This is a genomic window from Lentzea sp. NPDC055074 (assembly GCF_053608005.1).
Window position 1 is genome coordinate 33,266 of record NZ_JBSGUQ010000011.1, and the last position, 23,289, is coordinate 56,554.

Below are 23,289 nucleotides of genomic sequence, written 5' to 3' on the forward strand. Positions count from 1 at the left end.
GGCCCGGTCCGCCGGGTACCGCTGTCCGATGAGGACGTCGATCGCCCTGTTCACCCGTGACCTGCGGGTTCACGACAACCCGGTACTGCACGCCGCGTCCACGGCGGACCGGTGCGTCCCGTTGTTCGTGGTGGACGACGCGATCGTCTCGTCGTCGTTCTTCAACGCCAACCGCGCCTCGTTCCTCACGGACTGCCTGGCCGACCTGGACGCGGCGCTGCGGGAACGCGGCAGCAGGCTGGTGGTGCGCCGGGGAGCGCTCGCCGACGAGGTCGCCCGGATCGTCCGGGAGCACGACGTCACCGAGGTGCACGTCGCCGCCGACGTCAGCAACCACGCCCGCCGCCGGGAAGAGGCGCTGCGCGAGCTCGGCGTCGACCTGCACGTGCACGACGCCTCGATCAACGCCGTGCCGCCGCTCTCCCTCACCCCGTCCGGCGGCGGTGACCACTTCGCGGTGTTCACGCCCTACTTCCGCAAGTGGGAGACCGTGCACCGGCGCGGTGTCCTGCGCGCACCAGCCACGTTGACCACGCCCAGGATCAGCACCGAACTGCCGGACCTGAACGCCGGAACCCCGTCCCCGGACGTCGCCGCGGGTGGCGAGACCGTGGGCCGCAAGCTGATGACGAGCTGGGCGCGCACGGGCGTGGACGACTACGCCGAGGTGCACGACGCGATGGCCGACGACGCCACCTCGCACCTCTCCCCGCACCTGCACTTCGGCACGGTGTCGGTGACCGAGCTGCTGGACCGCGTCGGCACCGCGTCCGAGGGTGCCCGCGCCTACACCCGCCAGCTGGCGTGGCGCGACTTCCACCACCAGGTGCTGGCCGCCCGCCCCGAGTCCGCCACGAAGGACTACCGCACCCGCGACGACCGCTGGCGTCGCTCGGAACGCGACTTCGAGGCGTGGCGGGACGGCCGCACCGGCTACCCGATCGTCGACGCGGGGATGCGCCAGCTCTCCCAGGAGGGCTGGATGCACAACCGCGCCCGCCTGGTCACGGCGAGCTTCCTGTGCAAGACCCTGTACCTGGACTGGAGGCGCGGCGCCCAGCACTTCGTCGACCTGCTGGTGGACTGCGACCTCGCGAACAACCAGATGAACTGGCAGTGGGTCGCGGGCACGGGCACCGACACCCGGCCGAACCGCGTGCACAACCCGGTGGCGCAGGCGAAGCGCTACGACGCCGACGGCGCGTACGTGAAGCGCTACCTGCCCGAACTGGCCGACGTGGACCCCGCGCACGTGCACGAACCCTGGACTCTGCCCGAGGAGGAGTTCAAGGCGCTCGACTACCCGGCGCCGATCGTGGACCTGCGGGAGGCGGCCGACAGGTTCGCGGCGGCCCGCCGCAAGCGCTGAGCTAGCTCCACTGCGCGCGCTGGTACAGCGGCGCCGTGATCTTCGTCGTGAACTGCGCTCCGCCGAGGTGCCGCAGGCACTGGCCGATCGGGCACTCCCGGCCGTTCACGTCCTGGAAGAAGCTCTGGACGTTCACGCCCACGACCGCGTTCCCGCTGATCCGGGGTCCGCCACTGGAGCCGCCGCCCATGTCGCAGGGCACACCCCACAGGTTCTCCCTAGAGCTGCCGGCGTTGAGGGCGGAAACGCCCCAGCACTGCGCGAGCCGCTGACCGGTGAACTCCGGCCGGCCCTGGTGACCGGGCTGCCCGGCCGAACGCGGGTACCCGTACTCGCGCGCGAACCGGTCCGCTGGCCGGTCGAACGCGATGTGCTCGCTCACGGGCGACGGCCTGTCCAGCACCAGGAACGCCTGGTCGAACTCGGACCGCTGGTCGTCGGTGATCCACGTCTGGTGCACGATCGCCCTGCGCACCACGTACTCGCCGAACGGCCGGGCGCCGTCGCGGAACCCCGGCACGAACAGCATCTTCGAATGCCACTGGGGGTCGAAGCCCGCCAGGTTCGCCGTGTGAACGCAATGCCCGCCGGTCACCGCGGTGCGCCTGTTGGCGCTCACCACGACCGTCGCCGTGCAGCTCGAGTCCTCGCCGTCGCGGTCGACGAAGAACAGGCGGCCGATGCTCCGGCTGGTCGGGGCGGGGGCGCCGGTCGAGTCGTCCACGGCGGGCGTTCCGGGTGGTGCGGACGGTCCGGTCGGCATCGCCGCGACGCGTTCGGGGGTCCAGTAGGCCGCCACGCCGTTCGTGTCGAGATCGTGCACGACCACGTCCGAACCGGTGGGGGAAGCCGCTGCCACGCCCGGCACGCCGAGGAGCAGCAACGCGACGACACTCAGTATTCGCATGGAGCCGACCGTGGCAGTCAGTCTTGCGGATCCTGTGCGGAAGGAGTCCTCATCCCTTGCGGCGGCGGCACGAGTGAGCTGCTCCGCCCCAGGGCTGGAGTGCCTGCGGCGGGTGTCGTACCAGCGCTCGGTGTATTCGAAGATCGCCTGGTGCGCTGCCGAGGCGCCGGAACAGGTGATGCGCTTCCCGCACGAGATCCCGGCCGGCGAGGGCCAAAGACTCTGTGCGGGGCCCTCGACCTCGTACAGAGTTTGATCAGGTTCGGCCGGGGAACGCGGTTGTCACGTACTGACGGCCCCGGCCGAGCCTCCAGACTCCCCGCGACCAGCGGTGCCGGCCGGTTCGCCCCCTGAGCCCGTCCGGCTCAGCGAGGCCCGCTGACGACCAAGGCGCCGGAAACCGTTGCCTGCGCGTGGTTTCCACCTCGATCCGACTTCGCGGCGTTCGAGCGAATCTGGCCCGGCGGCGGTAACGGACGATCAAGCCGACCAGATCCTGTCCATGGTCATCCGACGGCAGGAGATGGTGCATGAAGATCGAACGGCGCAAGTGGGTCCGGGCCGTGGGCGAGGACGCCGCGCCCGCGCTGCTCAAGTTGCTCGAAGCCGGAGGCTTGGCCTTCGACCCGGTGGAAGACCGGATCAACCCCGTCTACCGCGAGTACACCGACGAGCTGCCGGAGGAGGACTTCCGCCAGGTCCTGGAGATGCTGGCCAAGGCGAGTCCGCAGCTGCTGCCCCAGGCCGACTACGCGAAGGTCGAGACGGACTTCAAGCGCCGCACCGACAAGCAGTGGCTCGCCGAGCAGGCCAAGCTGGCCGAGGAGCGCAGGCAGGCGCAGGTCGCGACCGAGCAGCGGTTGTCCGAAGCGGGGTTGCACGCACTCGGCGGTTCCGGGACGACGTGGGCCGCGCGGGCGACGCAGATCAGCGCGTGGTGGGCCGAGGTCAAGCGACGGGAGGCCTTGGAGGACTGGGCGACTGTGTTCACCGCCAACCGGATGACCGCACGCCAGGTCAACGCCAGGGGCCGCGGTGGCACGTTCGGCATCATGAACCGGCACGACCGCAAGGACCCCGCGAAGGAGCGGCAGATCTACCTCGACCGGGCACCGGGCGGCATCCTCGCCCGCACCGACCCGGCCAACTTCTTCTCCGGCCCCGGCAGCGCCAACCGCAAGGACGAGCTGGGCCTGCACGACCTCAGCGGCACCCTGCTGACCTCGGCCCGTCCGATCCTGAAGCAGCTCAAGCCCTACGACGAGGCCGTGGTCGTGTTCACGCCCGCGCCCACCGAGACCGACTCCCAGGTCTTCGCCGCCCTCTCCTCGCTGGACAAGCCCGACGCCGACAGGTTGCGCGAGTACCGCAGCAAGTTCACCCGCCTGCGCTTGGCGCAGAGCAGCGACATGGGCGCGGTGTTCGTCGACGACAACGTCGACCCGAAGGCCCCGGTCCGCGCCCGGTACGGCGTCAACGGCCGGGTGCTGCTCCCCGGCGGCGCCATCGTTCCGATCGACAAGACCATGCTGGCCAAGCGCCACACCGACGCGCTGGAGCACAGCACGATCCTCAGCAACGACCCCAAAGCGCTCGTCAACGAGGTCGTCATCGTCTACCGGCAGCACGCGGCGGCCGACCTGTTCCCGTTGTTCACCCAGTGGGACAAGGACACCACCAGCTACCGCGTCCTCGACCGGAAGACGCTGGCACGCACCGGTGCGTGGATCTCCGACGCCGGCGTCTGGCACGCGGCCTAGAAGTGACGTCCGGGGAGGCCTGCCTCCCCGGACGAAGCCACCTCGTCGTGGAAGATGTCCGTCCCCTGCCACACCATGCGCGGGCCGTGCCGCAGGAGCGCGAGCAACCGCGGCGGGAAGTGGACGCGGCGCCCGGAGATGTCGTGGCCGGGGGGCGCGGGTCGGGAATCACGAAGGACGGCCTTCCGGGTGGTGACGCGCTGGACGCGGTCGGCCTGGTGAAGTCGAACGTGCTGCGCTACTTCGGCACCCGCGAGGAGATCTACCTGCAGCTCACGATGCGCAACGGCACCGAGTGGGCGGACGCGGTCACCAGCGGGCCGCGCGACGCCGCGGGCGTCGACCAGATGGCGGGCGTGCTCGCGGACTCGTTCGCGCGACGGCCGTTGTACTGCGACCTGATCAGCCACGCGGAGACGATGCTGGAGCACAACGTCTCGCTCGACGAGCTCCACACCTGCAAGCGGTGGGCGATCGGCACGTACGCGCGGGTGGGCGGGCAGGTCGCCCGCTCGGGCCACGAGCTGACCGAGGACGCGTCAGTGCTCTTCGCGGCGGGGGGCGTTCGTCGGCAGGCTCCACCCGGTCACCCACCCCCGGCGGCCCCGGCCGAGCTGTTCGCCAGGAAGCCGGAGATCGCCGCCGTGTTCCCGCCGTTCGGACCGGCGCTGCGCCACTTCGTCGCGGCGACCGCCACGGGTCTGCCCGCAGTGCGCGGCGAGTCGGCACACGGGCTCAGTCAGCACTGACGACGGACGGGCTACCGCGCCTCGATGGCGTCGAGGTCGCGGGTGGCGTACCGCAGGTGTCCCCACTCCTCCTCGAGGATCGTGTGCAGGCACGACAACGTGGACACCGTGTGCTCGGCGCTCCACGGGTTCGTGCGCGGCACGGCCAGCGCCGCCTCGTCCGCCGTGGCGAGGAAGTCGCGCACCATCGCCACCCGCCCCGCCCTGACCTCCAGGACCTCGGCGTAGGGCGGGGTGCCCGGGGCGAAGACCGACGGGTCGTAGCCGTCGGTCTCGTACTCGGCGTTCGGCACGCCCAGCGGGTGGTAGGGCTTCTCGACTCCCAGCACCGCGCCGCGCAGCCACGTGTCGGTGGCCATGATCAGGTGGCGGACGGTCTGGGCGAACGACCACTCGCCGTCGACCGAGACGTCCACGGTGCCGGGCGGCATCTCGGCCGCGCGGCGCAGAGCCGCGTCCCAGGCGGCCTCGACCTTGCTCCACGCGCCGCGCACCGCGTCCGGGTGGGCGGCACGCCGTTCGTCACGGCCGGGGAAGCGCCGGTTGAGCTCGGCGTCGACCAGCGGGGCCACGTCGACGCCGTTGACCAGCAGGGTGCCGTGGCCGTCGAGCAGCCACGGGGCGTCGATGTCGGCACCGCCGATGTCCACGGCCCGCATCACGGCACCGGAGAGGTCGGTTCGTGTGAACCTCGCGCCGTGCAGGCTCACGTCGGTGAACGTGGCACCGCGCAGGTCGTCGGACTCGCTGAAGGTGGGCATGGGTGCGACCATTTCACAGCCGCACCCCGTGTCGCCTGTGTTGCACGGACACCCGTTCACACCACTAGGTAGCGGCATCCCCGAGAAGGTCCAGTTGTGCGGATCCTGTGCGGAAGGAGTCCTCGTCCCGTGCGGCGGCGGCACGAGTGACTATGTTGCGACGCATGGGCATGTGCGTGCTGGTGGCCGAGGACAACGTGATGCAGGCCGACATGCTCGGGCGGTACCTGCGCCAGGAGGGCTACCGGGTGCGGATCGTCCACGATGGAGCCGCCGCGCTCGACGAGGTCCGCCGCGACCCGCCCGACCTGCTCGTCCTCGACGTGATGATGCCGAAGCTCGACGGGCTGGAAGTCGTGCGGACGTTGCGCAACGAGACGGACGTGCCGGTGCTCATGCTCACCGCGAGGTCCACAGAGGACGATCTGCTGCACGGGCTCGACCTCGGCGCCGACGACTACGTCACCAAGCCGTACAGCCCGCGTGAACTCGTGGCGCGCGTCCGCACGTTGCTGCGCCGGGTCCAGCGCCCGGTGACGAACGCCATCACGCTCGGCGATCTGCGCGTCGACGCCGACCGCCACGAGGTGGAGGTGCGGGGCGGCGCGGTCGAGTGCACCGCGTCGGAGTTCCGGATCCTGCACACGATGGCGGTGAGTCCCGGCCGCGTGTTCAGCCGCGCGCAGCTGCTCAGCGCCGTGCACGGGCTCGACGGCTACATCACCGCGCGCACCATCGACGCGCACGTCATGAACCTGCGCAAGAAGATCGAGGTCCACCCGCGCAGGCCCGCGTACCTGCTGACCGTGCACGGCGTCGGCTACAAGCTGGTGGACGGCTCCGGTGCATAGCGTCCTGGCGCGGCTGCTGGCCGCGTCCGTGCTCGTCGCCCTTTGCTCGATCACCGCGACCGCGTGGCTCGCCGCCCAGAGCACCTCGACGTCGATCCGGCAGGAGTTGGGCAACGCGCTGGCGGGCGACGCGGCGACCTACCGGGAGCTGGTGACGTTCGCCGTCGAGCACCGCGACTGGAACGGCGTCACGCTGCCGCGGTCCAGGAGCCGGCTGATCCTCACGACGGCCGACCGGAAGGTCATCGCCGACACCGGCGCGAACCTCGACCCCGGTCAGCTGCCCGCCCTGCCGTCCGCGGTGGTCGACCCGCTGGAGCTGGACCTCGCGCTGGCCCCGGACTCCCCCGCCGACCGGATCGACGCGCGGATCGCGGGCCCGTTCCAGCTCACCGACCGCGAGAAGGGGAGCCTGGCCGAGGACGCGCAGCTGTTCCAGGCGCGGTGCCGTGGCGCCGCGGAGCAGCTGAGCACGGCGACCACGCCCTGGGGGCGTCCGATCGTGAACGTGGACAGGACAACCGCCGCTCCCACCACCACCGCGTGCGAGGAGGTCGAGACCCGGCTGAGCACGCTCACGCTCGGCGAGTCGGCCGCGTTCAACGACCTCGGCCTGCGCCTCGACGAGTGCCTGCGCCAGCGCGGACTGCCCGCCGAGGAGCTCAGGATGAACGCGAACTGGCAGCCCGTCGCGGGCGGCTCCGAGTGCCTCGCGAGCGCGCGCCGGGCCCAGCTTCGGCCCTACGTGGCACCGCCCGCGCTCCTGTTCGTCACCGACCCGGCCGGCAAGACCACCCAGGCGACCGTCGTGAACTTCGACGTCGGCCGGATCGCGCTGGTCGCCGGGATCGTGCTGGTCCTCACCGTCGGTGTGAGCGTGCTGGTCGCGCTGCGGATGACGAGGCCGTTGCGCACGCTCACCGCCGCCGCGGAACGGTTGCGGCATGGCGACGACGCGCAGGTCGACATCCGCTCGCGCAGCGAGATCGGCCAGCTCGCGCGGGCGTTCAACGACATGGCGGCGCACCGCGCCCGCACCGACGCCCAGCGCAAGGCCATGACCAGCGACATCTCGCACGAGCTGCGCAACCCGCTCGGCACGATCCGCAGCTGGCTCGAGGGCGCGCGCGACGGCCTGGTCGAGCTGGACCGCCCGACGCTCACGTCGTTGCTCGACGAGGCGCTGGTGCTGCAGCACCTGATCGACGACCTGCAGGACCTCGCGCAGGCCGACGCCGGCGAGCTGCGGCTGCACCCCGAGGCCGTCGACCTGCGGGAGCTGTTCGACCAGCTGGCCGCCGCCCATCCCGGGCTGGTCGCCGAGGGCGGCGGCGTCGTGACGGCGGACCCGGTGCGGCTGCGGCAGGTGCTGACGAACCTCGTCACGAACGCCTTCCGCCACACGCCGGCGGACGGGACCGTCCGGCTGTCCGCGCGGGACGGCCGGATCGTCGTGAGCGACACGGGGTCCGGGATCTCCGCCGAGGACCTGCCGCACGTGTTCGACCGGTTCTGGCGCGCGGACCGCTCCCGCACCCGTGACACCGGCGGCAGCGGGCTCGGGCTGGCGATCGTGCACGCCCTGGTGAGCGCGCACGGGGGCACGATCGCGGTGGAGAGCGAGGTCGGGCGCGGGACGACGTTCACGATCACGCTCCCGGCACGCTGAGCGCACATCTTCCTCACAACCGCCCGGCAGCATCGCCGCCATGAACCCCAGGCTGGTGATCGGCGCCGCCGTGCTGCTGCTGTCCGCGTGCAGCCAGGCCGCGGCCCCTCCCTCGAACGTCGCGTCCCTGCAGTCGTCCGAGGTCGTCGCCCCGTCCTCCAACGCGGCCGCGCCACCGTCCGACGGTGAGCAGCCGCGGTTGCGCATGGACATGACGGAGGAGGAGAAGAAGCGGTTTTACGACGCGCACACCTTGTGCCTCGCCGAGAACGACCCGAACGCGACGGGAACCGGCCCCGGACCCGCGGGCACCCTGCGGCCGGCGCAGTACAGCGACGAGGCGTGGAAGGCGTGCGCCAAGAAGTGGCCGCTGCCGCCCTGGGAGATGGACTCCGACAACCCGACGTTCAAGGACAACTGGCACAAGAACGTCCAGTGCCTCAACAGCCGCGGCATGAAGGTCATCGAGACCGAGCCCGGCAGCTGGACCTACGACGGTGAGCAGACCCTGCCGCACGAGGAGCGCCTGAAGATCGAGAAGGACTGCGAGCAGGAAGTCTTCGGCGGAGGCCGTAAGTGAAGAGGTGGATCATCGGCGGAGTCGTCGTCGTGGTCCTGGTCGCGGGCGTCGTGGCGCTCACCTGGACGCGCCGCGCCCCCGCCCGGACCGCACCACCCCCGGCGCCGAAGACCGTCGCCGTGGTGAAGACCGACCTGACCGACGTGCGGGAGTTCAAGGCCACGCTCGGTTTCGGCGCCTCGCAGGAGGTGACGGGACGCCGTCCCGGCACCCTCACGTGGCTCCCGGCGCCCGGCGCGTCCGTCGATCGCGGCGGCACTGTGTACAAAGTGGACAACCGGCCGGTGTGGTTGTTCTTCGGTGACACGCCTTTGTGGCGCAAGCTCGACAAGGCCGGCGTCAAGGGGCCGGACGTGAAGACCGTGAAGGACAACCTGGGCGCGCTCGGGTACGAGCTCGGCGGCGGCGCCCCGGACGAGCTCACGCAGGCCACCGTCGACGCGGTCAAGCGGTGGCAGAAGGCGGAGAAGGTCGAGGAGACCGGTGTGCTCGACCCCGGTGACGTCGTGGTGCTGTCCGGGAAGGTCCGCGTCGAGGCGGTCACCGCGAAGCTGTCGGCGTCCGGCGAGGGCCCGCTGATGAGCGTGACCGCGACGGGCAAGGCCGTCGACGCCTCGATCGACGCGCGGCAGGCCGAAGTGTTCAAGAAGGACCTGAAGGTCACCGTCGTGCTGCCCAACGGCACCGAGACCACCGGAACCGTGCGGTCGGTGGGCACGGAGGCCAAGTCGGAGAAGAACGGCAACGGCGAGGAGACCCCGGTGATCGCCGTGGACATCGGCCTGGACACCGAGGTCGGCGAGTTCGACTCGGGCCCGGTGCGCCTGCGGCTGACGAGCACCGCGCGGCAGGGAGTCCTGGCCGTGCCGGTGACCGCGCTGCTGGCGTTGCGGGAGGGCGGGTACGCGGTGCAGACGGCACAGGGACTAGTGGCGGTGAAGACGGGTCTGTTCGCCGGTGGCCTCGTGGAGATCAGCGGCGGTGGCGTCAGCGAGGGCATGCAGGTGGTGACGACGTCGTGACCCCGGTCCTGCAGATCGTCAACGCCGTCAAGGAGTACGCGGGCGGCGTGCGCGCCCTGGACGGTGTCTCCCTGACGTTGCACGCGGGTGAGGCCGCCGCGATCGTCGGTCCGTCGGGGTCGGGCAAGTCGACGCTGCTCCACCTGCTCGGCACCCTCGACCGCCCGTCGAGCGGCACGGTGATGCTGGACGGGCACGACATCTCCACGCTGTCCGACCGGCGGCTGTCCGCGTTGCGCGGGCGGCGGATCGGCTTCGTGTTCCAGCAGTTCCACCTCGCGGACGGGCTCACCGCCATCGACAACGTCGCGACGGGCCTGCTCTACGCCGGCACCCCGCGCAGGTGGCGCGCCGCGATGGCGACCGAGGCGCTGACCCGCGTCGGCCTCGGGCATCGGCTCCGGCACCGTCCGCACGAGCTGTCGGGTGGGGAACGCCAGCGCGTCGCGATCGCCCGTGCCGTGGTGAACCGCCCCGCCCTGGTGCTCGCCGACGAACCGACCGGGGCGCTGGACACGGCCACCGGTGGCGCGGTGCTGGACCTGCTGCTCGACCTGAACCGCGAGGGCACCACGCTCGCGGTGATCACCCACGACCGGGAGGTGGCGGCCCGGCTGCCGCGCCAGGTGGAGATCCGGAACGGCCGCATCCGGGCGGAGGTGCCGGCGTGAGCGACGTCAGACCCACCCGGCTCGGCCCCGCCGACCTCCTCCTGCTCGGCCTCTCCCCGCTGCGGACCCGGCCGATGCGGGCCGTGCTGTCCGCGCTCGGCATCTCGATCGGCATCGCCACCCTCGTCGTGGTCACCGGCATCCCGGCGTCGAGCCGTGCCGCGCTGATGGAGGAGCTCGCCGCGCTGGGCACCAACCTGCTGCGCGCCGAGGCCGCCACCGGTCTCGGCAACGAGCCCGCCTCGTTTCCGCCGGACTCCACCGCGATGGTCGAGCGCATCGGACCTGCCCACGACGTCAGAGCCGTCGCGAACACCCACGCCGTGATCCGCCGTTCCGACCGGATCCCGGACTCGGAGACGTCCGGGCTGACGGTGCTCGCGGCCAGGCTCAACCTCCTCGACACCCTCCACGGCCAGGTCCGGACCGGCACGTTCCTCAGCCAGGCCACGTCGGCGTTCCCGACCGTCGTGCTGGGCGACGTCGCGGCGGCACGGCTCGGCGTCACCGCGCCGGACGCGCAGGTCAGGATCAACGACACGTGGTTCACGGTGATCGGGATCCTCGCTCCCCTGCCGCTCGCGCCGGAGGTCGAACGGTCGGCGCTGGTCGGCTGGGAGTCCGCGGAGACCCTCGGCTTCGACCAGCGGCCCACCGTGCTCTACCTGCGCGCGGACGAGCCGGCGATCGACGACGTGCGGGCCGTCCTGCCGCAGACCGTCCACCCGCAGCAGCCCTCACAGGTGCGGGTCAGCCGCCCGTCCGACGCGCTCACGGCCAAGAGGCTCACCGAGAACACCTTCTCGGCGCTGATGCTCGGCCTCGCCGGGGTGGCGTTGCTGGTCGGCGGCATCGGGGTCGCGAACACCATGGTGATCTCCGTGCTGGAGCGAAGGCGCGAGATCGGGCTGCGCCGCGCGCTGGGCGCTCACCGGGGGCAGATCAGGACGCAGTTCCTGACGGAGTCGGTCGTGCTGTGCGTGCTCGGCGGTGCCGCGGGCGTGGTCCTGGGGCTCACCGGCACGGCGGGGTACGCGTTCGTGCACGACTGGCCTGCGGTGATCCCGGCGGGGATGGTGCTCGCGGGGCTCGGGGCGGCCGTCGTCACGGGCGTGATCGCCGGGGTCTACCCGGCCGTGCGGGCCTCACGGCTCACCCCGACGGAGGCGCTCGCCGCGCCGTGAGAAACACCGCGTGCTCGAATGTCGACTTCCAGAGGTCTCGTTCGTCCTCGGAACGACGACTGGAGGGCACGCATGCACTACATGTTCCTGATCTACAACTGCGAGGACCGCCCGCACCCCGGTGACCCGCGGTTCGAGGAGATCCTGACGCGGGTCAACGCGTTCGCCGACGAGTGCCGGCGCCGGGGCGCGTTCGTGGCCGGCGACCCGCTCAAGCCCGTGACGACGGCGACGACCGTGCGGGTGCGGGAGGGCAAGGCGCTGCTCACCGACGGGCCGTTCGCGGAGACCCACGAACACCTCGGCGGCTACTACCTGCTCGACTGCCGCGACCTCGACGAGGCGCTGGAACTGGCCGAGATGATCCCGCAGGCGCACTTCGGCGCGACGATCGAGGTGCGCCCCGTCGACCACATCCCCGGCCTGAACCACGGGGTGGCATGAGCGACCTCGCGTCGGCCGCGGTCGAACGTGTCTACCGCGAGCACCGCACCCGGATGCTCGCGGCGCTGGTGCGGGCGCTGGGCGACTTCGAGCTGGCCGAGGACGCGCTGCAGGAGGCGTGCTCGCAGGCGTTGCGGAGGTGGCCGCGCTCCCAGGTGCCGGACGACCCGTTCGCCTGGCTGCTCACAGTCGCCCGCAACCACGCCCTGGACCGGCTCCGGCACGCCCGGATGGCCCGCACGAAGCTGCCCACGCCGCCCGCTCCTGTGACCATGACGGAGAAGCAGCTCGTCGACCTGGGCGACGAACGCCTCTCGCTGATCTTCACCTGCTGCCACCCTGCCCTGGCCGAGGACGCACGGACAGCGCTGACGCTGCAGGCGGTGGCCGGGTTCACCGCCGCGCAGATCGCCCGCACGTTCCTCGTCGCCGAACCCGCGCTGGCCCAGCGCCTCGTCCGGGCCAAGCGCAAGATCCGCGATGCCGGGATCACGTTCGAGGTGCCCGCCGACCACCTGCTGCCCGAACGGCTGCGGGGCGTGCTCGGGGTGCTCTACCTGATCTTCACGCGCGGCTACACGACCGCGGACGCCTCGGTGCGGCTGGAGGCGTTGCGGCTGGGCAAGCTCGTGGCCGCGTTGATGCCCGACGAACCGGAGGCGCACGGCCTGGTGGCGTTGATGCTGCTGCACAACTCGCGCAGTGCCGCGCGGTTCACGTCCGAGGGCGATCTCGTGCTGTTCGAGGACCAGGACCGGACGCTCTGGAACGCCGACGAGATCTCGGAGGGCATGGCGCTTCTCGACCGCGCGCTGCGGTTCGGCTCGCCCGGTCCGTACGTGCTGCACGCCGTGATCGCGGCTCTGCACGTGCAGGACCCGGTCGACTGGACGCGGGTGGCCGCGCTGTACCGCGAACTTCTCGTGGTGGCACCGACTCCGGTGGTCGAGCTCAACCACGCGGTCGCCGTGGCGATGGCGGAAGGCCCCGCCGCCGGGCTGGAGCTGATCGGCCGGATCACCGGGCTCGACTCGTACCACCTGCTGCACTCCGCCCGCGCCGACCTGCTGCGCCGCCTGGACCGGCGGGCCGAAGCCGGTGCGGCGTACCACCTCGCCCTGGAGCTGGCGGTGAACCCGGCCGACCGCCGGTTCCTCGCCGGCCGGCTGCGTTCCCTGGAGGTCCCCTGATGAGGCTCGGCGTGCTCGACCACGGCCACCGCCTGCCGGCCCGGATGTTCTTCGGGATGACCGGGCTGGTGTCCCGCGTCCCGATGTCCGACGTGCCGAAGACCCTGTTGTACCGCCCGGACTTCTTCGGCGCGGTGTTCCTCGACCTGAGCGCGAGGGCGATGCGCGGGCCGTCGTTCTGGACGGCCGGGGAACGCGAGTACATGGCACAGCGCACGGCCGAACGGCTGCGGTGCCCTTACTGCGCTGTCACGCACACCGAACTGGTCAGGATCGCCGGTGACCCGTCGCCGTTGCGCCCGGAGCTCGTCGCGGCGCTGGACTTCCTGGAGAACCTCACGCCTGTCGACGTTCCGCGCGAGGCGTTGGGCGACGCGTTGGACGTCAGCCTGGTCTGGCAGGTGGTGAACAGGCTCGCCAACGCGTTCGGGTTCGCGCTGCTGCCCGGCCAGCTGGAGTCCGGAACGCGTTCCCTGCACAGGTTCGGCTACCGGTTCCCGCGGTTCCTCACCGGCCCGGGCACGGGTTCCGCCGCCGAGCTCCGCCGGACCGTGCTGGAGGCTCCCGCCCACACGCCGCCCGCACTGCGGCGGGCGGCCGCGGCGGGTGACGCCTGGGGTTCCTACGCGGCAACGGTTCGCTCCGCCTCCCACCGCCTCACCGACAGCGATCTCCTGCTCCTGCGGCAGGAGCACACCGAGGACGAGATCTTCGAGGTGACGGTCGCCGCCGCCGTCGGTGCCGCTCTCGACCACCACGACCGGGGCAGGAGAGTTCTCGGCGACTGATGTCGAGTTCCGGTCCCCTCGCTCGTCCTCCGCTCGTCAGTTCCCCCACCGAAGGAGCGATCGAGATGTCCGGACAGGTCAACTGGTTCGAGCTTCCCGCCGAGGACACCGCGCGGGCGAGGGCGTTCTACGCGGGTGTGTTCGGCTGGGAAACCAGCCTGATGGGCGAGGACTACCACGTGGTCACGAACGGCGCGGCCGGTGCGATCGCCGTCAGGGACGCCCAGCTCACCCAGCCGCGGATCTACTTCCACACCACGGACATCGACGCGTCCGTGCGCAAGGTCGCCGAGCTCGGCGGCAAGAGCGACGACGTGCAGACCGTGCCGGACGTCGGCCGCATCGCCCACTGCTCGGACGACCAGGGCACGCCGTTCAGCCTGTACGAGCCACAGGCCTGACCCGAGTGGCCCGCCACCAGGCGGGCCACTCAACGGATTCTCCCCTCGCCACGTTCTAGGCTGGCAAGGCTCATGAACTGGGGAGGAACATGGAGCACTTCAGATCCGTGCGCGGGCTGGGCGTCACGGCGTCGGTCCTCATCGGGCTCGCGGCGGTGGGCAACGTCGCCGAGGCCGCCGCAGACTGGCTGACCTACACGGCCGTCCAGGACTACCGTGCCGGTGACCGCACGGGGACCGCACTCTCCATCCACGACACGTTCCGGATTCTGACGGATCTGCCGTTCGCGGTGATCACGCTCTCGGCGATCGCCGCGTTCATCGTGTGGCTGCACAGCGCGCGCACCAACGCCGAACGTCTCGTCCCCGCCGAGGAACACCGCCACGGCCGCGCGTGGGTCTGGCTGGGCTGGTTCGTGCCCGTCGTGAACCTGTGGTACCCCAAGGCCGTCGTCGACGACGTCTGGCAGGCCAGCGACCCGCGGTTGCTGGGCGTGCCGATGCGGGAACGACCACTCCACTCCACGACCAGGAAGTGGTGGACCGCCTACCTCCTCATGTGGCTGCTCGACCTCGCGAGCTTCCGCACCTACGACAACGGCGTCCTCACGACCGAGTCGTATCTGGTCGCGGCGGTGCTCACGACGATGTGCGCGTTCGTCGGCCTCGTCGCCGCGTTCCTCGCCGTTCAGGTGGTGCGGCAGATCTCGGAGTTCCAGCGCACACCCCTGGTGACACCGTGATCGTCCGTCCTCTTCGGACCTGGGCGCGGCCGGGCTAACATCATCCGCATGCCAGACGTCGGCGTGCTCTCCGCGCACCTGCTCTCGGGGTTCCAGAAGGAGCTCTTCACCCGCCTCGCCGAGGCGGGCCACGAGCACCTGCGCCCGCGGCACGGCGCCGTCATGGCCTACATCGCCACCGACGGCACACGGGCGAGCGAGCTCTCCGAACGCTCCGGCCAGCACAAGCAGGTCGTAGGCACCCTGATCGACGAGCTGGAACGCCTCGGCTACGTCACCCGCCAGCCCGACCCGGCGGACCGCCGCGCGAAGCTGGTCGTGCCCACCGACCTCGGACGTGACCAGATGGCGCAGGCCAGGAGGATCATCGCCGAGATCGAGGGCCGCCTCGCCGACCTCGTGGGCGCACACCGGTTCGCCGAGTTCAAGCAGGTGTTCGAGGAGATCACCGGCGGCTACTAGCCGATCGCGATCTCGTCGCGGTGGGCGGCGAGGAACTCCTTGAGCGTCAACCAGTCCGGCACGAGCTCGCGCGTCTGCCCGGTGTCGCGGCGCGGCAGGATGTGCGTGTCGAACTCGGTGTAGTACTGCAGCATGTTCCCGATCTCCACCGCCTCCCGGAAGCCGAGCGCCCGGAAGTCGTTGTGCGACAACGGCTCGTACGTGACCTCCTCCCCCAGCACGTCGCTGAAAGCCCGGGCCACCTCCTGCCCGGTGAGGTGTTCGACACCGAGTCCGATCGTCTGCCCGATGGTCTCTTTCGGCTGCTTGAACACGCTCACGACCGCCTTGCCGATGTCCTCGGAGGCGATCCCGGAGATCCGGCTCTCCCCCATGGGCAACGAGAGCCGGAGCTTCCCGTCCGCCGCCCGATGCGGCGCCATGCCCTGCAGCAGGTTGTTCCAGTAGAACGACATGCGCACGTACGTGGTCGGCAATCCGGCCTGCTCGAACAACGCGTCCGCCTCGCCACCCTTCACGTCGAAGTGCGGCACCTTGTACTTCTCGTCGAGCGTCGGCATCCGGTCGTCGTCGAGCGAGATCACCTCACGCGTGTCCTCCAGCGTCGACCACACGACGTGCTCGACACCTTCTGCGGCAGCGACGAGGTTCCGCACCTCTTCCAGCTCCTTGGCCGCCGACATGTGCGTGAAGAACGGCGTCACCAGGTACGCGCCGTACGCCCCGCCGAACGCCTTCCGCAGGCTCTCCACGTCGTACAGGTCGGCCTGCACGACCTCGGCCCCCAGCGCGGCGAGCCTCTGGGCTGCCGCCGACTCCGGGGTGCGGGCGATCGCGCGAACCGCGAACTCGCCGTCGGCCAGCAGTGCCCGCGCCACCGCCCCGCCCTGCTCGCCGGTGGCGCCCACCACAGCAATGATCTTCTTGTCACTCATGCCTTCCACCATATAGTCACTTATTGGTGACTATCAACTTAAGTGACCAAGTCGTTTGGGTGTAACCCGCGCCACAGGACTCCCTGACACCTTGCGGAGGTATGTGGCCGCACTCCTTCGCGAGCCGCTACCTCAAGCGTCGAACTTCTGACGAGCGTCCTCGATCTCCCCGAGATACCGCGAAGTCCAAGCACACATCGCATCCACCGTCGCCCGCAAAGCCCGCCCGGGCTCGGTGAGCGTGTAGTCCACCCGAGGCGGCACCGTCGGGTGCACGAAGCGCGACACCAGCCCGTTGCGCTCCAACAGCCGCAGGTTCTGGGTCAGCATCTTGTGACTGATGCCGTCCACCTCGGTCTTGAGCTCCGTAAACCGCTTGGTCGAGTCGCCGATCGTCTCGACGATCAGCAGCGCCCACTTGTTGGCGATGTCGGAGAAGATCTCGCGCGCCAACGAGTCCGCGCGGGCCAGATCGCCGCTGAGCTGCTTGCTCACCTCGAGGTGCCTCACTCTCGGAAAAGTGCGTTCTTCCAGGTCAGCACTCACTCTCCTACGGTGAGCGAGTAACCACAAGAGAGCCAACAGGAGAACGCACGATGCCAGTCACGCTCATCAACCCCGACGCGCTGCCGCAGATCGACGTCTACCACCACGTCGCGGTCGCCAGCGGCAGCAAGACGATCTACCTGGCCGGCCAGGTCGCGTGGGACAGCGAGCCCGACCTCGCCCTCCAGACCGAGCAGGCCTACATCAACGTGCACACCGCGCTCGAGGCCGCGGGCGCGAGCTTCAAAGACCTCGTGCGGGTGCGGGTGTACGTGCCGAACTGGACGCCCGACAAGATGCCGGAGCTGCTCGAAGGCATCGAGAACGCGATGAAGAAGGTGGGCGAGACCGCGACGCCGCCCGCCACGTTGATCGGAGTGGCAACGCTCGACGTGCCCGAGCACCTCGTCGAGGTCGAGGCCACGGCGGTGATCGACTAGGCGCTGTCCTGCAAGTTCGTTCGGTGAAAGGCGCGGGCGAGAGACCCGGAGGCGGTGCCGCCGCGATGCCCTCATACCGGGCGTATTCGGGCGTTGCGGCGGTGCCGCCTCCGGGTCCCTCGGCCGCTACTGTCGCCCAACGAGACTTGCAGGACAGCGCCTAGGCCGAGCGGAACTCCACCAGGCCCTCGACCACCGCGACGGTGGCCGCGGCGCGACCGGCCGGGCTGTGCCGGTCGGGGCCGTGCTCCGGGAGGCGGGTCTTGTGCACGCGCACGCTCGTGTCGTAGGCGCGGACGTGGTGCGGGCACTCGCAGGTGCCCGCCAACGAAAGAGGGCAGGTGAAGGCGGTCCGCACCAGGTCCACGTCTGCGGTGGAGAGGATGGCGGACCAGACCATGACCTCGTCCTCCTCGCCGAACACCACGAAGCCGTCGTAGCTGAACGACCTCAGCTCGCCGACCGCGCAGGCGCGGCAGTAGAGCACTCGGGTGTAGTCGTGTGAGCGTTCGTACGGGCCCGCCTCGTGGACGTTGACCACGAGGTCCTGCCGGCCCGAGCAGATCAGGCAGAGGTCGGACCAGGTGCTCATCTGCGCAGGCTCATCAGCAGGGCCAGGCCGGCCGACAGCGCGATGAGCGCGCCCACGACCAGCTGGTTGAGCCAGACGAGGGCGGTGCCGCCGTCCGCCCGCATCAGCGCCACGACGATCAGCCAGCCGGCCAGGACGATCGTCAGTGGTCTGATGAGCGGCACGTCGAGCGGTGCCATCGCGCGGACCATGCCCAGCAGCATGATCACGACGGCCAGGCCCATGGACACCCAGTACGGGCGGAACGCGTGCAGCGACGCGCCGAAGTGCAGGACCGGTGGCGCGGCGATCAGCCACACACCCGCCAGGAAGGCGGCCACACCGGCCCTGCTCTCGGCAGTTCGTCCGTGAAGATCCCCCACAAGAGTGATTCTCACCTCTGGAGGGCCGCGAGGGAACACCCTCTATTCGTTCCGGTACGCCTTCATGTTGCGCAGCAACAGATAGGTGTCCTGCAGTTGCGCGGAGTCGCCGAGGCCGCGGTAGATGCCCCACTTCGGATGCGCCTGGTCACCACCCAGCCACGTGTCGAAGCCGGAGCGGGACGCGGTGACGACCGTCGTGCCGCCGTCCTTCAGCGAGTAGCGCAGGCTGCCGGAGTCGGCGACCTTGATCTCGATCTCGACGTCGATCCACTTGGCGCGCAGCGGCGCCAGGGGCGTGCTGCCGAGCTTCGCCTGCCCCGCGCCGAACAGTCTCATCTCGACGGTCTCCACCGAACCCGAGCGGAACAACGACATCGTGACCACGGGCGAGTCCACGCCGGTGTGCTTGACCTGGAAGATGTGCGTGAAGCTGGTGGTGCCCTTCAACGACGGCGGGATGTACATCTGGTAGTTGAAGCGCCAGGTCTCGCCCTTCTTCATGTCGTGCCGGGTGCCGCCGGTCCTGATCGCGCGCACCTCGTTGCGCTGCCGGTCGGAACCGTCCCGATCGGACTTGTGCATCAGGAACCGGTACTGGTCGCTCTCGGCGAAGATGTGCGTGGCCGAGGGATGCGAGTTCGAGCGGTCGTCCTCGATGCCGACGAACGCGCCGAGGCCCGCCGAACCGGGGTTCGGGGCCCACTTCTGCACGAACGCCATCGCACCCACATCAGCGGAGGCCACACCCGCGGCCAGTGGCGTGGCCGCGACGGCGAGGGCTCCTCGCATCACGGTGCGGCGGTTGAACAGCTCCATCGGTGTTCCTCCTCGAACCAGGGCGGCGATTCGAGGCAGCGGTGAGAACACGATGCCACACTTGTGGAGGAACGGTGCAGATCCCGTGAAGGTGTTGCCGGAAACGAAATTCCGGCGGCGGATCGGTTCTAGGTTCACATCCATGGACACCGTGGACGTGCTAGTCGTCGGCGCCGGGCTGGCCGGCCTCAACACCGCGCGCCTGCTCGCCCAGGCAGGCCTCGACGTGGCCGTCTGCGAGCGCAGGACGAGCCTCGAGACCGGCATCCGCACGACCGGGATCTTCGTCCGCCGCACCCTCGAGGACTTCGACCTGCCGCACCTCGGCCCCGCTGTCCGCCGCGTGCTGCTCTACCCGCCGTCGCACGAGAAGCCCGTCGAGCTCGTGAGCGACCGGGACGAGTTCCGGGTCGGCGACATGGAGAGCATCTACACCGCGGCGGTCCAGCAGGCCGAACGGGCCGGCGCGCGGGTCCACCTGAACTCCGGCTATCCCGGGAGGTCCACGAAGGCCCGCTTCACGATCGGCGCCGACGGCGCCCGCTCCACAGTCGCGAAGAACCTCGGCCTCGACGTCAACCGGCAGCTGATCACCGGCATCGAGGAGGTCTACCCGGTCAGGACCGGCTCGACGCCGACGTTCCACTGCGTGGTCGACCCGCGGCTCGCACCCGGTTACATCGCCTGGGTCATCGACGACGGCGAGCACGCGCACGTCGGCCTCGCGGGCCGCGCCGACCGGTTCACCGCGCCGCTCCCCCAGCTGCTGCACCGGTTCCGGGAAAGCTTTCCCACACCCGAAGCCGCCGGACCGGTGAAGCGCCGGGGCGGGCCGATCCCGGTCGGCGGCCTGCTGCGCAGGATCGTGTCACCGCAGGGACTGCTGGTCGGCGACGCGGCCGGTGCGGTCTCCCCGCTCACCGCCGGCGGCCTCGACCCGTGCATGCGGATGTCCGAGCTCGCCGCCTCGGTGACGTTCGACTACCTGCGCAGCGGCAACAAGTACGTGCTGGAGCACTACGACGGCGCGGCGATGCGGCGGCGCTACCTGCTGCGGTCGCAGCTGCGGCGTGGCCTGTCGCTCGTCCAAAGCCCGAGCGTCGCCGAGCTCGCGTTCACGATGCTGCGCACGAGGCCCGGAAAGGCCGTGGCCAGGCGAATCCTGTTCCACTAGCGGGCCGCGCGATTCCATTTGAGTGATCCACACGCGAAAGGCCGAGGATGGCCGAACCGCGTGCGGCGAGTTCGGCCGCTGTGCCACCCTGATCGGCGGGGGAGGTACTGGAGGCATGTGGTACTTCAGGTTGCTGGGTTCGTTGCGGGTGGAGAGAGAAGGGGCGGAAGTGTCGATCGGCACCCCGCAGACGCGGACGGTGCTCGCGCTGCTGGTGTGGCGCGCGAACGAGGTCGTGCCGGTCGGCAGGATGTCCGACGAGCTGTGGCGCGACGCGCCGCCGTCGTCGGCGAAGGTCCAGCTGCAGGGCATCATCTCGCGGCTGAGACGGCTGCTCGGCAGGGACCGGATCGAGACCGCGGCCAGCGGCTACGTCCTGCGCGCCGAGCCCGCGGAGCTCGACGTCGAACGGGTGCGCGAGGACCTGGCCAGGGCGCGGGAGCTCATCGCGAACGGTGACGTGGCGCTCGGCGCGACGCGACTGCGGGAGGCGCTGCGCCGGTGGGACGGGCCCGCCGACCCGGAGCTGGCGGAACCGGTCGCCGACCGGCTCACCGAGCTGCGCATGACCGTCCTGGAGGAGCGCGTCGACGCCGACATCCAGCTCGGCGGTGGCGCCGACCTGATCGGTGAGCTGACCGCGCTGGTGGCGGAACACCCGCTGCGCGAACGGTTGCGCGCCCAGCTGATGATCGCGCTGGCCCGTTGCGGGCGCGTGCCCGAGTCGCTGGAGGTGTTCCACGCGTTCCGCCGCACGATGGTCGACGAACTCGGCGTCGAACCGTCCGCGCACCTGATCACGTTGCACGCCGGGATCCTGCGCGGTGAGCAGGACGTGCGGCCGGCGTTCCCGGTGCGGCGCGGGCCATCGCGGCCGAGGCAGCTACCACCGGCGCTGCCGGACTTCGTGAGCCACGACGACCTGCTCACCGAGCTGGCGGACGTCCTCACCGCGCCGGAGCGCGACTGGCCACCGCTCGTGGTCGTCACCGGCACACCGGGTCTCGGCAAGACGTCGTTCGCGGTGCAGCTCGCTCACCGCGTGCGCGAGCGGTTCCCCGACGGTCAGCTCTTCGCGACGCTGCGAGGGGACGACACGACTCTGGTGCTGCAACAGTTCCTGCGCGCGCTCGGCGTGCCGGCGGACCTCGTCCCGGACGGCGGGGAGGAGTGCTCGGCCCTGCTGCGCGACCTGGTGACCGGTCGCAGGATCCTGCTGGTCGTCGACGACGCCGCCGACGCGAGCGAGGTCCGCCCGTTCGTCCCGGCCGAACCGGGCTGCGCGGTGCTGGTGACGAGCAGGCGCGCGCTCGGTGAACTGGAAGGCGCCAGGCTGGTCCGGCTCGGGCTGCTCGACGCCGGCGACTCGGTCGAGCTGATCACCAGGATCGTCGGTGAGCCGCCGGGAGACGCGTTGGTCGCGCGCTGCGGCGGTCTGCCGCTGGCGTTGCGCATCGCGGGCGCCCTCCTCCTGAGCCGTCCACATTGGACCAGCGACGACCTGGCCGAGCGGCTGGCCGACCACCGCACCCGGCTCGACTGGCTCGAAGCAGGCGACTTGGACGTGAGGGCGTGCTTCGCCCTGTGCTACGACCGGCTGCCGCCCGAGCACCAGACGTTGTTCCGCCGCATCGGTCTGCTGCCCGCGACCTCGGTACCCGCGCAGGTGGCCGCCGCGCTCCTCGACACCCGGCGAGACCACGCGGAGCGGGTGCTGGAGGACCTCGTCAGCTGGCACCTGGTGGACGTGGTCGGGCGCAGCGCCGCCACCCACTACGGCATGCACGCCCTGTTGCGGTGTTTCGCCGCTGAACAACCGGAACCCGAACGGGACGCGGTCGTCACCCGCGCGCTGGACGCCTGGTGAGCGTGGAGGCGGGGCCGCCGCGCGCAGCGGCCCCGCCGTCAGCGATCAGCGTCGCCGTTCACCGCCGTGTCAGGGACACACGCGCAACGAGGTGACCTTGTTGCGCTTGGTGGGGTGCCAGTTGTACCGCTCGCCGGGCGCCATCGTGCCCAGCAGCGAGCTGTAGCTGGTCCCGTCGTAGAAGCACCACGTCTGGCTGGTGCGGTTCCAGCCGCTCTCCGTGGCGTTGTTGAGGCCACGAGGACCGGACGAGTCGCCGAGGTCGCCGTCACCCACCTGGAAGATGCCGATGCCGCCGTTGCCGTCGAGCCCGGTCCAGATGCACATCCGTGCCGCCGGACAGGCGCTCCACGCGGCGGTGCCGACCTCCGCCTGCTCCCCCATCGGCGCGGCGGGCGCGGCGGCATTCGCCGGCGACGTCACCAACGCCGCGGCGAACGCGGCACCCGCCAGAACCGTCATCGTTTTGCGGATCAAGAGAATTCCCCCTTCTCAGCGAGGCGATCTCACCTCGGCTCCCAGACTGGGGAGTCCCGCTACGCGAGCGCTAACCGGCGCTAACCGGCCGGGTGGCGAACGCGTGCCCGAAAGCCAGTGCGGCCACCGCGAACAGCACGATCGGCGGCGACGGCAACAACACCACCGACACCCCGAGCAGCACCAGGGACGTGGCGAACCCGAGCCCGGTGAGCGCTCGGGGCACCGGCCCCTCCTTCGCCGCGACCAGGCAGACCAGGCCTCCGAAGACGAGGGCGACCGACATCACGAGGTTGATCCCCAGGTCGACCTCGTGCAGCGTGCGGGACACCCCGCCCAGCGCGAACTCCACCTCCTCGGCCGCCGCGGCCGCGCGGGCGGCGGCCGGATCCGGGTCACCGAGCGCCATCACCCCCATGATCGCCAGATGACCCACCCCGGTCGCGATCCACGCCCACGCGCCGATCCTGAACGTACGCGGCATTGCACCTACCCCCTCGGTCAGCAGAACATACGCAGCCGTATG

At 70.7% G+C, this 23,289-nt stretch carries 27 protein-coding genes; 18 read left to right on the forward strand and 9 right to left on the reverse strand.

Going from position 1 to position 23,289, the window contains the following annotated elements; all coding sequences use genetic code 11:
- Positions 1–28 precede the first annotated feature (28 nt).
- Positions 29–1,369 carry a cryptochrome/photolyase family protein gene (locus ACWF7A_RS24380; protein ID WP_452252783.1) on the forward strand — a complete coding sequence of 447 codons (1,341 nt, stop codon included), beginning with the start codon at positions 29–31 and terminating at the stop codon, positions 1,367–1,369.
- A 1-nt stretch (position 1,370) separates the two neighbouring features.
- Here ACWF7A_RS24380 and ACWF7A_RS24385 read toward each other — a convergent pair whose 3' ends face one another.
- Positions 1,371–2,276 carry a trypsin-like serine peptidase gene (locus ACWF7A_RS24385; protein WP_452252784.1) on the reverse strand — a complete coding sequence of 302 codons (906 nt, stop codon included), beginning with the start codon at positions 2,274–2,276 and terminating at the stop codon, positions 1,371–1,373.
- A 530-nt stretch (positions 2,277–2,806) separates the two neighbouring features.
- On the opposite strand from ACWF7A_RS24385, the gene ACWF7A_RS24390 reads away from it, so the two are divergent.
- Both ACWF7A_RS24390 and ACWF7A_RS24395 read left to right on the forward strand, forming a co-directional pair.
- Positions 2,807–4,036 (forward strand): hypothetical protein, encoded by a 1,230-nt coding sequence (locus ACWF7A_RS24390; RefSeq protein ID WP_452252785.1) that lies wholly within the window; start codon positions 2,807–2,809, stop codon positions 4,034–4,036.
- Between the two features lie 86 nt (positions 4,037–4,122).
- Positions 4,123–4,785: a TetR/AcrR family transcriptional regulator gene (locus ACWF7A_RS24395; protein WP_452252786.1), complete on the forward strand. Its 663-nt coding sequence runs from the start codon at positions 4,123–4,125 to the stop codon at positions 4,783–4,785.
- An 11-nt stretch (positions 4,786–4,796) separates the two neighbouring features.
- On the opposite strand, the gene ACWF7A_RS24400 is transcribed toward ACWF7A_RS24395, so the two are convergent.
- Positions 4,797–5,546: a DinB family protein gene (locus ACWF7A_RS24400; RefSeq protein WP_452252787.1), complete on the reverse strand. Its 750-nt coding sequence runs from the start codon at positions 5,544–5,546 to the stop codon at positions 4,797–4,799.
- 170 nt (positions 5,547–5,716) lie between these two features.
- On the opposite strand from ACWF7A_RS24400, the gene ACWF7A_RS24405 reads away from it, so the two are divergent.
- The 12 genes from ACWF7A_RS24405 to ACWF7A_RS24460 all read left to right on the forward strand — a co-directional run bounded on the left by ACWF7A_RS24405 (position 5,717) and on the right by ACWF7A_RS24460 (position 15,551).
- Complete coding sequence (locus tag ACWF7A_RS24405; RefSeq protein WP_452253003.1) at positions 5,717–6,397, forward strand: response regulator transcription factor; 681 nt, start codon at positions 5,717–5,719, stop codon at positions 6,395–6,397.
- Positions 6,390–8,066, forward strand: a complete 1,677-nt coding sequence (locus tag ACWF7A_RS24410) for a sensor histidine kinase (protein ID WP_452252788.1) — start codon at positions 6,390–6,392, stop codon at positions 8,064–8,066. Before ACWF7A_RS24405 ends, ACWF7A_RS24410 begins: the two co-directional genes overlap by 8 nt.
- A 40-nt stretch (positions 8,067–8,106) precedes the next feature.
- Positions 8,107–8,646: a hypothetical protein gene (locus ACWF7A_RS24415; RefSeq protein ID WP_452252789.1), complete on the forward strand. Its 540-nt coding sequence runs from the start codon at positions 8,107–8,109 to the stop codon at positions 8,644–8,646.
- A complete protein-coding gene (locus ACWF7A_RS24420) occupies positions 8,643–9,668 on the forward strand; it encodes a peptidoglycan-binding protein (protein ID WP_452252790.1) in 1,026 nt (341 codons plus the stop codon). Before ACWF7A_RS24415 ends, ACWF7A_RS24420 begins: the two co-directional genes overlap by 4 nt.
- On the forward strand, positions 9,665–10,339 hold the full coding sequence (locus tag ACWF7A_RS24425; protein WP_452252791.1) for an ABC transporter ATP-binding protein: 675 nt from the start codon (positions 9,665–9,667) through the stop codon (positions 10,337–10,339). Before ACWF7A_RS24420 ends, ACWF7A_RS24425 begins: the two co-directional genes overlap by 4 nt.
- Entirely contained in the window at positions 10,336–11,523 is a 1,188-nt protein-coding gene (locus tag ACWF7A_RS24430; protein WP_452252792.1) for an ABC transporter permease, read from the forward strand. The genes ACWF7A_RS24425 and ACWF7A_RS24430 overlap by 4 nt, the downstream gene beginning before the upstream one ends.
- A gap of 72 nt (positions 11,524–11,595) precedes the next feature.
- The gene (locus ACWF7A_RS24435) at positions 11,596–11,967 is read left to right on the forward strand and encodes a YciI family protein (RefSeq protein ID WP_452252793.1); all 372 of its coding nucleotides are present in this window, start codon (positions 11,596–11,598) and stop codon (positions 11,965–11,967) included.
- Positions 11,964–13,157: an RNA polymerase sigma factor gene (locus tag ACWF7A_RS24440; RefSeq protein ID WP_452252794.1), complete on the forward strand. Its 1,194-nt coding sequence runs from the start codon at positions 11,964–11,966 to the stop codon at positions 13,155–13,157. Before ACWF7A_RS24435 ends, ACWF7A_RS24440 begins: the two co-directional genes overlap by 4 nt.
- Entirely contained in the window at positions 13,157–13,945 is a 789-nt protein-coding gene (locus ACWF7A_RS24445; RefSeq protein WP_452252795.1) for a hypothetical protein, read from the forward strand. Before ACWF7A_RS24440 ends, ACWF7A_RS24445 begins: the two co-directional genes overlap by 1 nt.
- Before the next feature lie 65 nt (positions 13,946–14,010).
- Positions 14,011–14,346, forward strand: coding sequence for a VOC family protein (locus ACWF7A_RS24450; protein ID WP_319985486.1), 336 nt, complete (start codon positions 14,011–14,013; stop codon positions 14,344–14,346).
- 89 nt (positions 14,347–14,435) lie between these two features.
- Positions 14,436–15,089 carry a DUF4328 domain-containing protein gene (locus tag ACWF7A_RS24455; RefSeq protein WP_452252796.1) on the forward strand — a complete coding sequence of 218 codons (654 nt, stop codon included), beginning with the start codon at positions 14,436–14,438 and terminating at the stop codon, positions 15,087–15,089.
- Between the two features lie 48 nt (positions 15,090–15,137).
- Positions 15,138–15,551 (forward strand): MarR family winged helix-turn-helix transcriptional regulator, encoded by a 414-nt coding sequence (locus ACWF7A_RS24460; protein ID WP_452252797.1) that lies wholly within the window; start codon positions 15,138–15,140, stop codon positions 15,549–15,551.
- On the opposite strand, the gene ACWF7A_RS24465 is transcribed toward ACWF7A_RS24460, so the two are convergent.
- Both ACWF7A_RS24465 and ACWF7A_RS24470 read right to left on the reverse strand, forming a co-directional pair.
- Entirely contained in the window at positions 15,548–16,486 is a 939-nt protein-coding gene (locus ACWF7A_RS24465) for an NmrA/HSCARG family protein (protein WP_452252798.1), read from the reverse strand. The genes ACWF7A_RS24460 and ACWF7A_RS24465 overlap by 4 nt on opposite strands.
- Before the next feature lie 132 nt (positions 16,487–16,618).
- Positions 16,619–16,996: a winged helix-turn-helix transcriptional regulator gene (locus ACWF7A_RS24470; RefSeq protein WP_452252799.1), complete on the reverse strand. Its 378-nt coding sequence runs from the start codon at positions 16,994–16,996 to the stop codon at positions 16,619–16,621.
- An 86-nt stretch (positions 16,997–17,082) separates the two neighbouring features.
- Between ACWF7A_RS24470 and ACWF7A_RS24475 the strand changes: the two genes are divergently transcribed.
- Positions 17,083–17,472 carry a RidA family protein gene (locus tag ACWF7A_RS24475; protein WP_452252800.1) on the forward strand — a complete coding sequence of 130 codons (390 nt, stop codon included), beginning with the start codon at positions 17,083–17,085 and terminating at the stop codon, positions 17,470–17,472.
- Between the two features lie 160 nt (positions 17,473–17,632).
- Here ACWF7A_RS24475 and ACWF7A_RS24480 read toward each other — a convergent pair whose 3' ends face one another.
- The 3 genes from ACWF7A_RS24480 to ACWF7A_RS24490 all read right to left on the reverse strand — a co-directional run bounded on the left by ACWF7A_RS24480 (position 17,633) and on the right by ACWF7A_RS24490 (position 19,245).
- Complete coding sequence (locus ACWF7A_RS24480; protein WP_452252801.1) at positions 17,633–18,064, reverse strand: hypothetical protein; 432 nt, start codon at positions 18,062–18,064, stop codon at positions 17,633–17,635.
- Positions 18,061–18,384, reverse strand: a complete 324-nt coding sequence (locus ACWF7A_RS24485; protein ID WP_452252802.1) for a hypothetical protein — start codon at positions 18,382–18,384, stop codon at positions 18,061–18,063. Before ACWF7A_RS24485 ends, ACWF7A_RS24480 begins: the two co-directional genes overlap by 4 nt.
- Positions 18,385–18,468: 84 nt before the next feature.
- Complete coding sequence (locus tag ACWF7A_RS24490; protein WP_452252803.1) at positions 18,469–19,245, reverse strand: Tat pathway signal sequence domain protein; 777 nt, start codon at positions 19,243–19,245, stop codon at positions 18,469–18,471.
- A 142-nt stretch (positions 19,246–19,387) separates the two neighbouring features.
- Between ACWF7A_RS24490 and ACWF7A_RS24495 the strand changes: the two genes are divergently transcribed.
- Together ACWF7A_RS24495 and ACWF7A_RS24500 are read left to right on the forward strand one after the other, a co-directional pair.
- Complete coding sequence (locus tag ACWF7A_RS24495) at positions 19,388–20,419, forward strand: FAD-dependent oxidoreductase (protein ID WP_452252804.1); 1,032 nt, start codon at positions 19,388–19,390, stop codon at positions 20,417–20,419.
- 115 nt (positions 20,420–20,534) lie between these two features.
- Positions 20,535–22,286: a BTAD domain-containing putative transcriptional regulator gene (locus ACWF7A_RS24500; protein ID WP_452252805.1), complete on the forward strand. Its 1,752-nt coding sequence runs from the start codon at positions 20,535–20,537 to the stop codon at positions 22,284–22,286.
- Between the two features lie 69 nt (positions 22,287–22,355).
- Here ACWF7A_RS24500 and ACWF7A_RS24505 read toward each other — a convergent pair whose 3' ends face one another.
- Positions 22,356–22,763 carry a peptidase inhibitor family I36 protein gene (locus tag ACWF7A_RS24505; RefSeq protein ID WP_452252806.1) on the reverse strand — a complete coding sequence of 136 codons (408 nt, stop codon included), beginning with the start codon at positions 22,761–22,763 and terminating at the stop codon, positions 22,356–22,358.
- A gap of 70 nt (positions 22,764–22,833) precedes the next feature.
- A complete protein-coding gene (locus ACWF7A_RS24510) occupies positions 22,834–23,247 on the reverse strand; it encodes an LIC_13387 family protein (RefSeq protein ID WP_452252807.1) in 414 nt (137 codons plus the stop codon).
- Positions 23,248–23,289 lie beyond the last annotated feature (42 nt).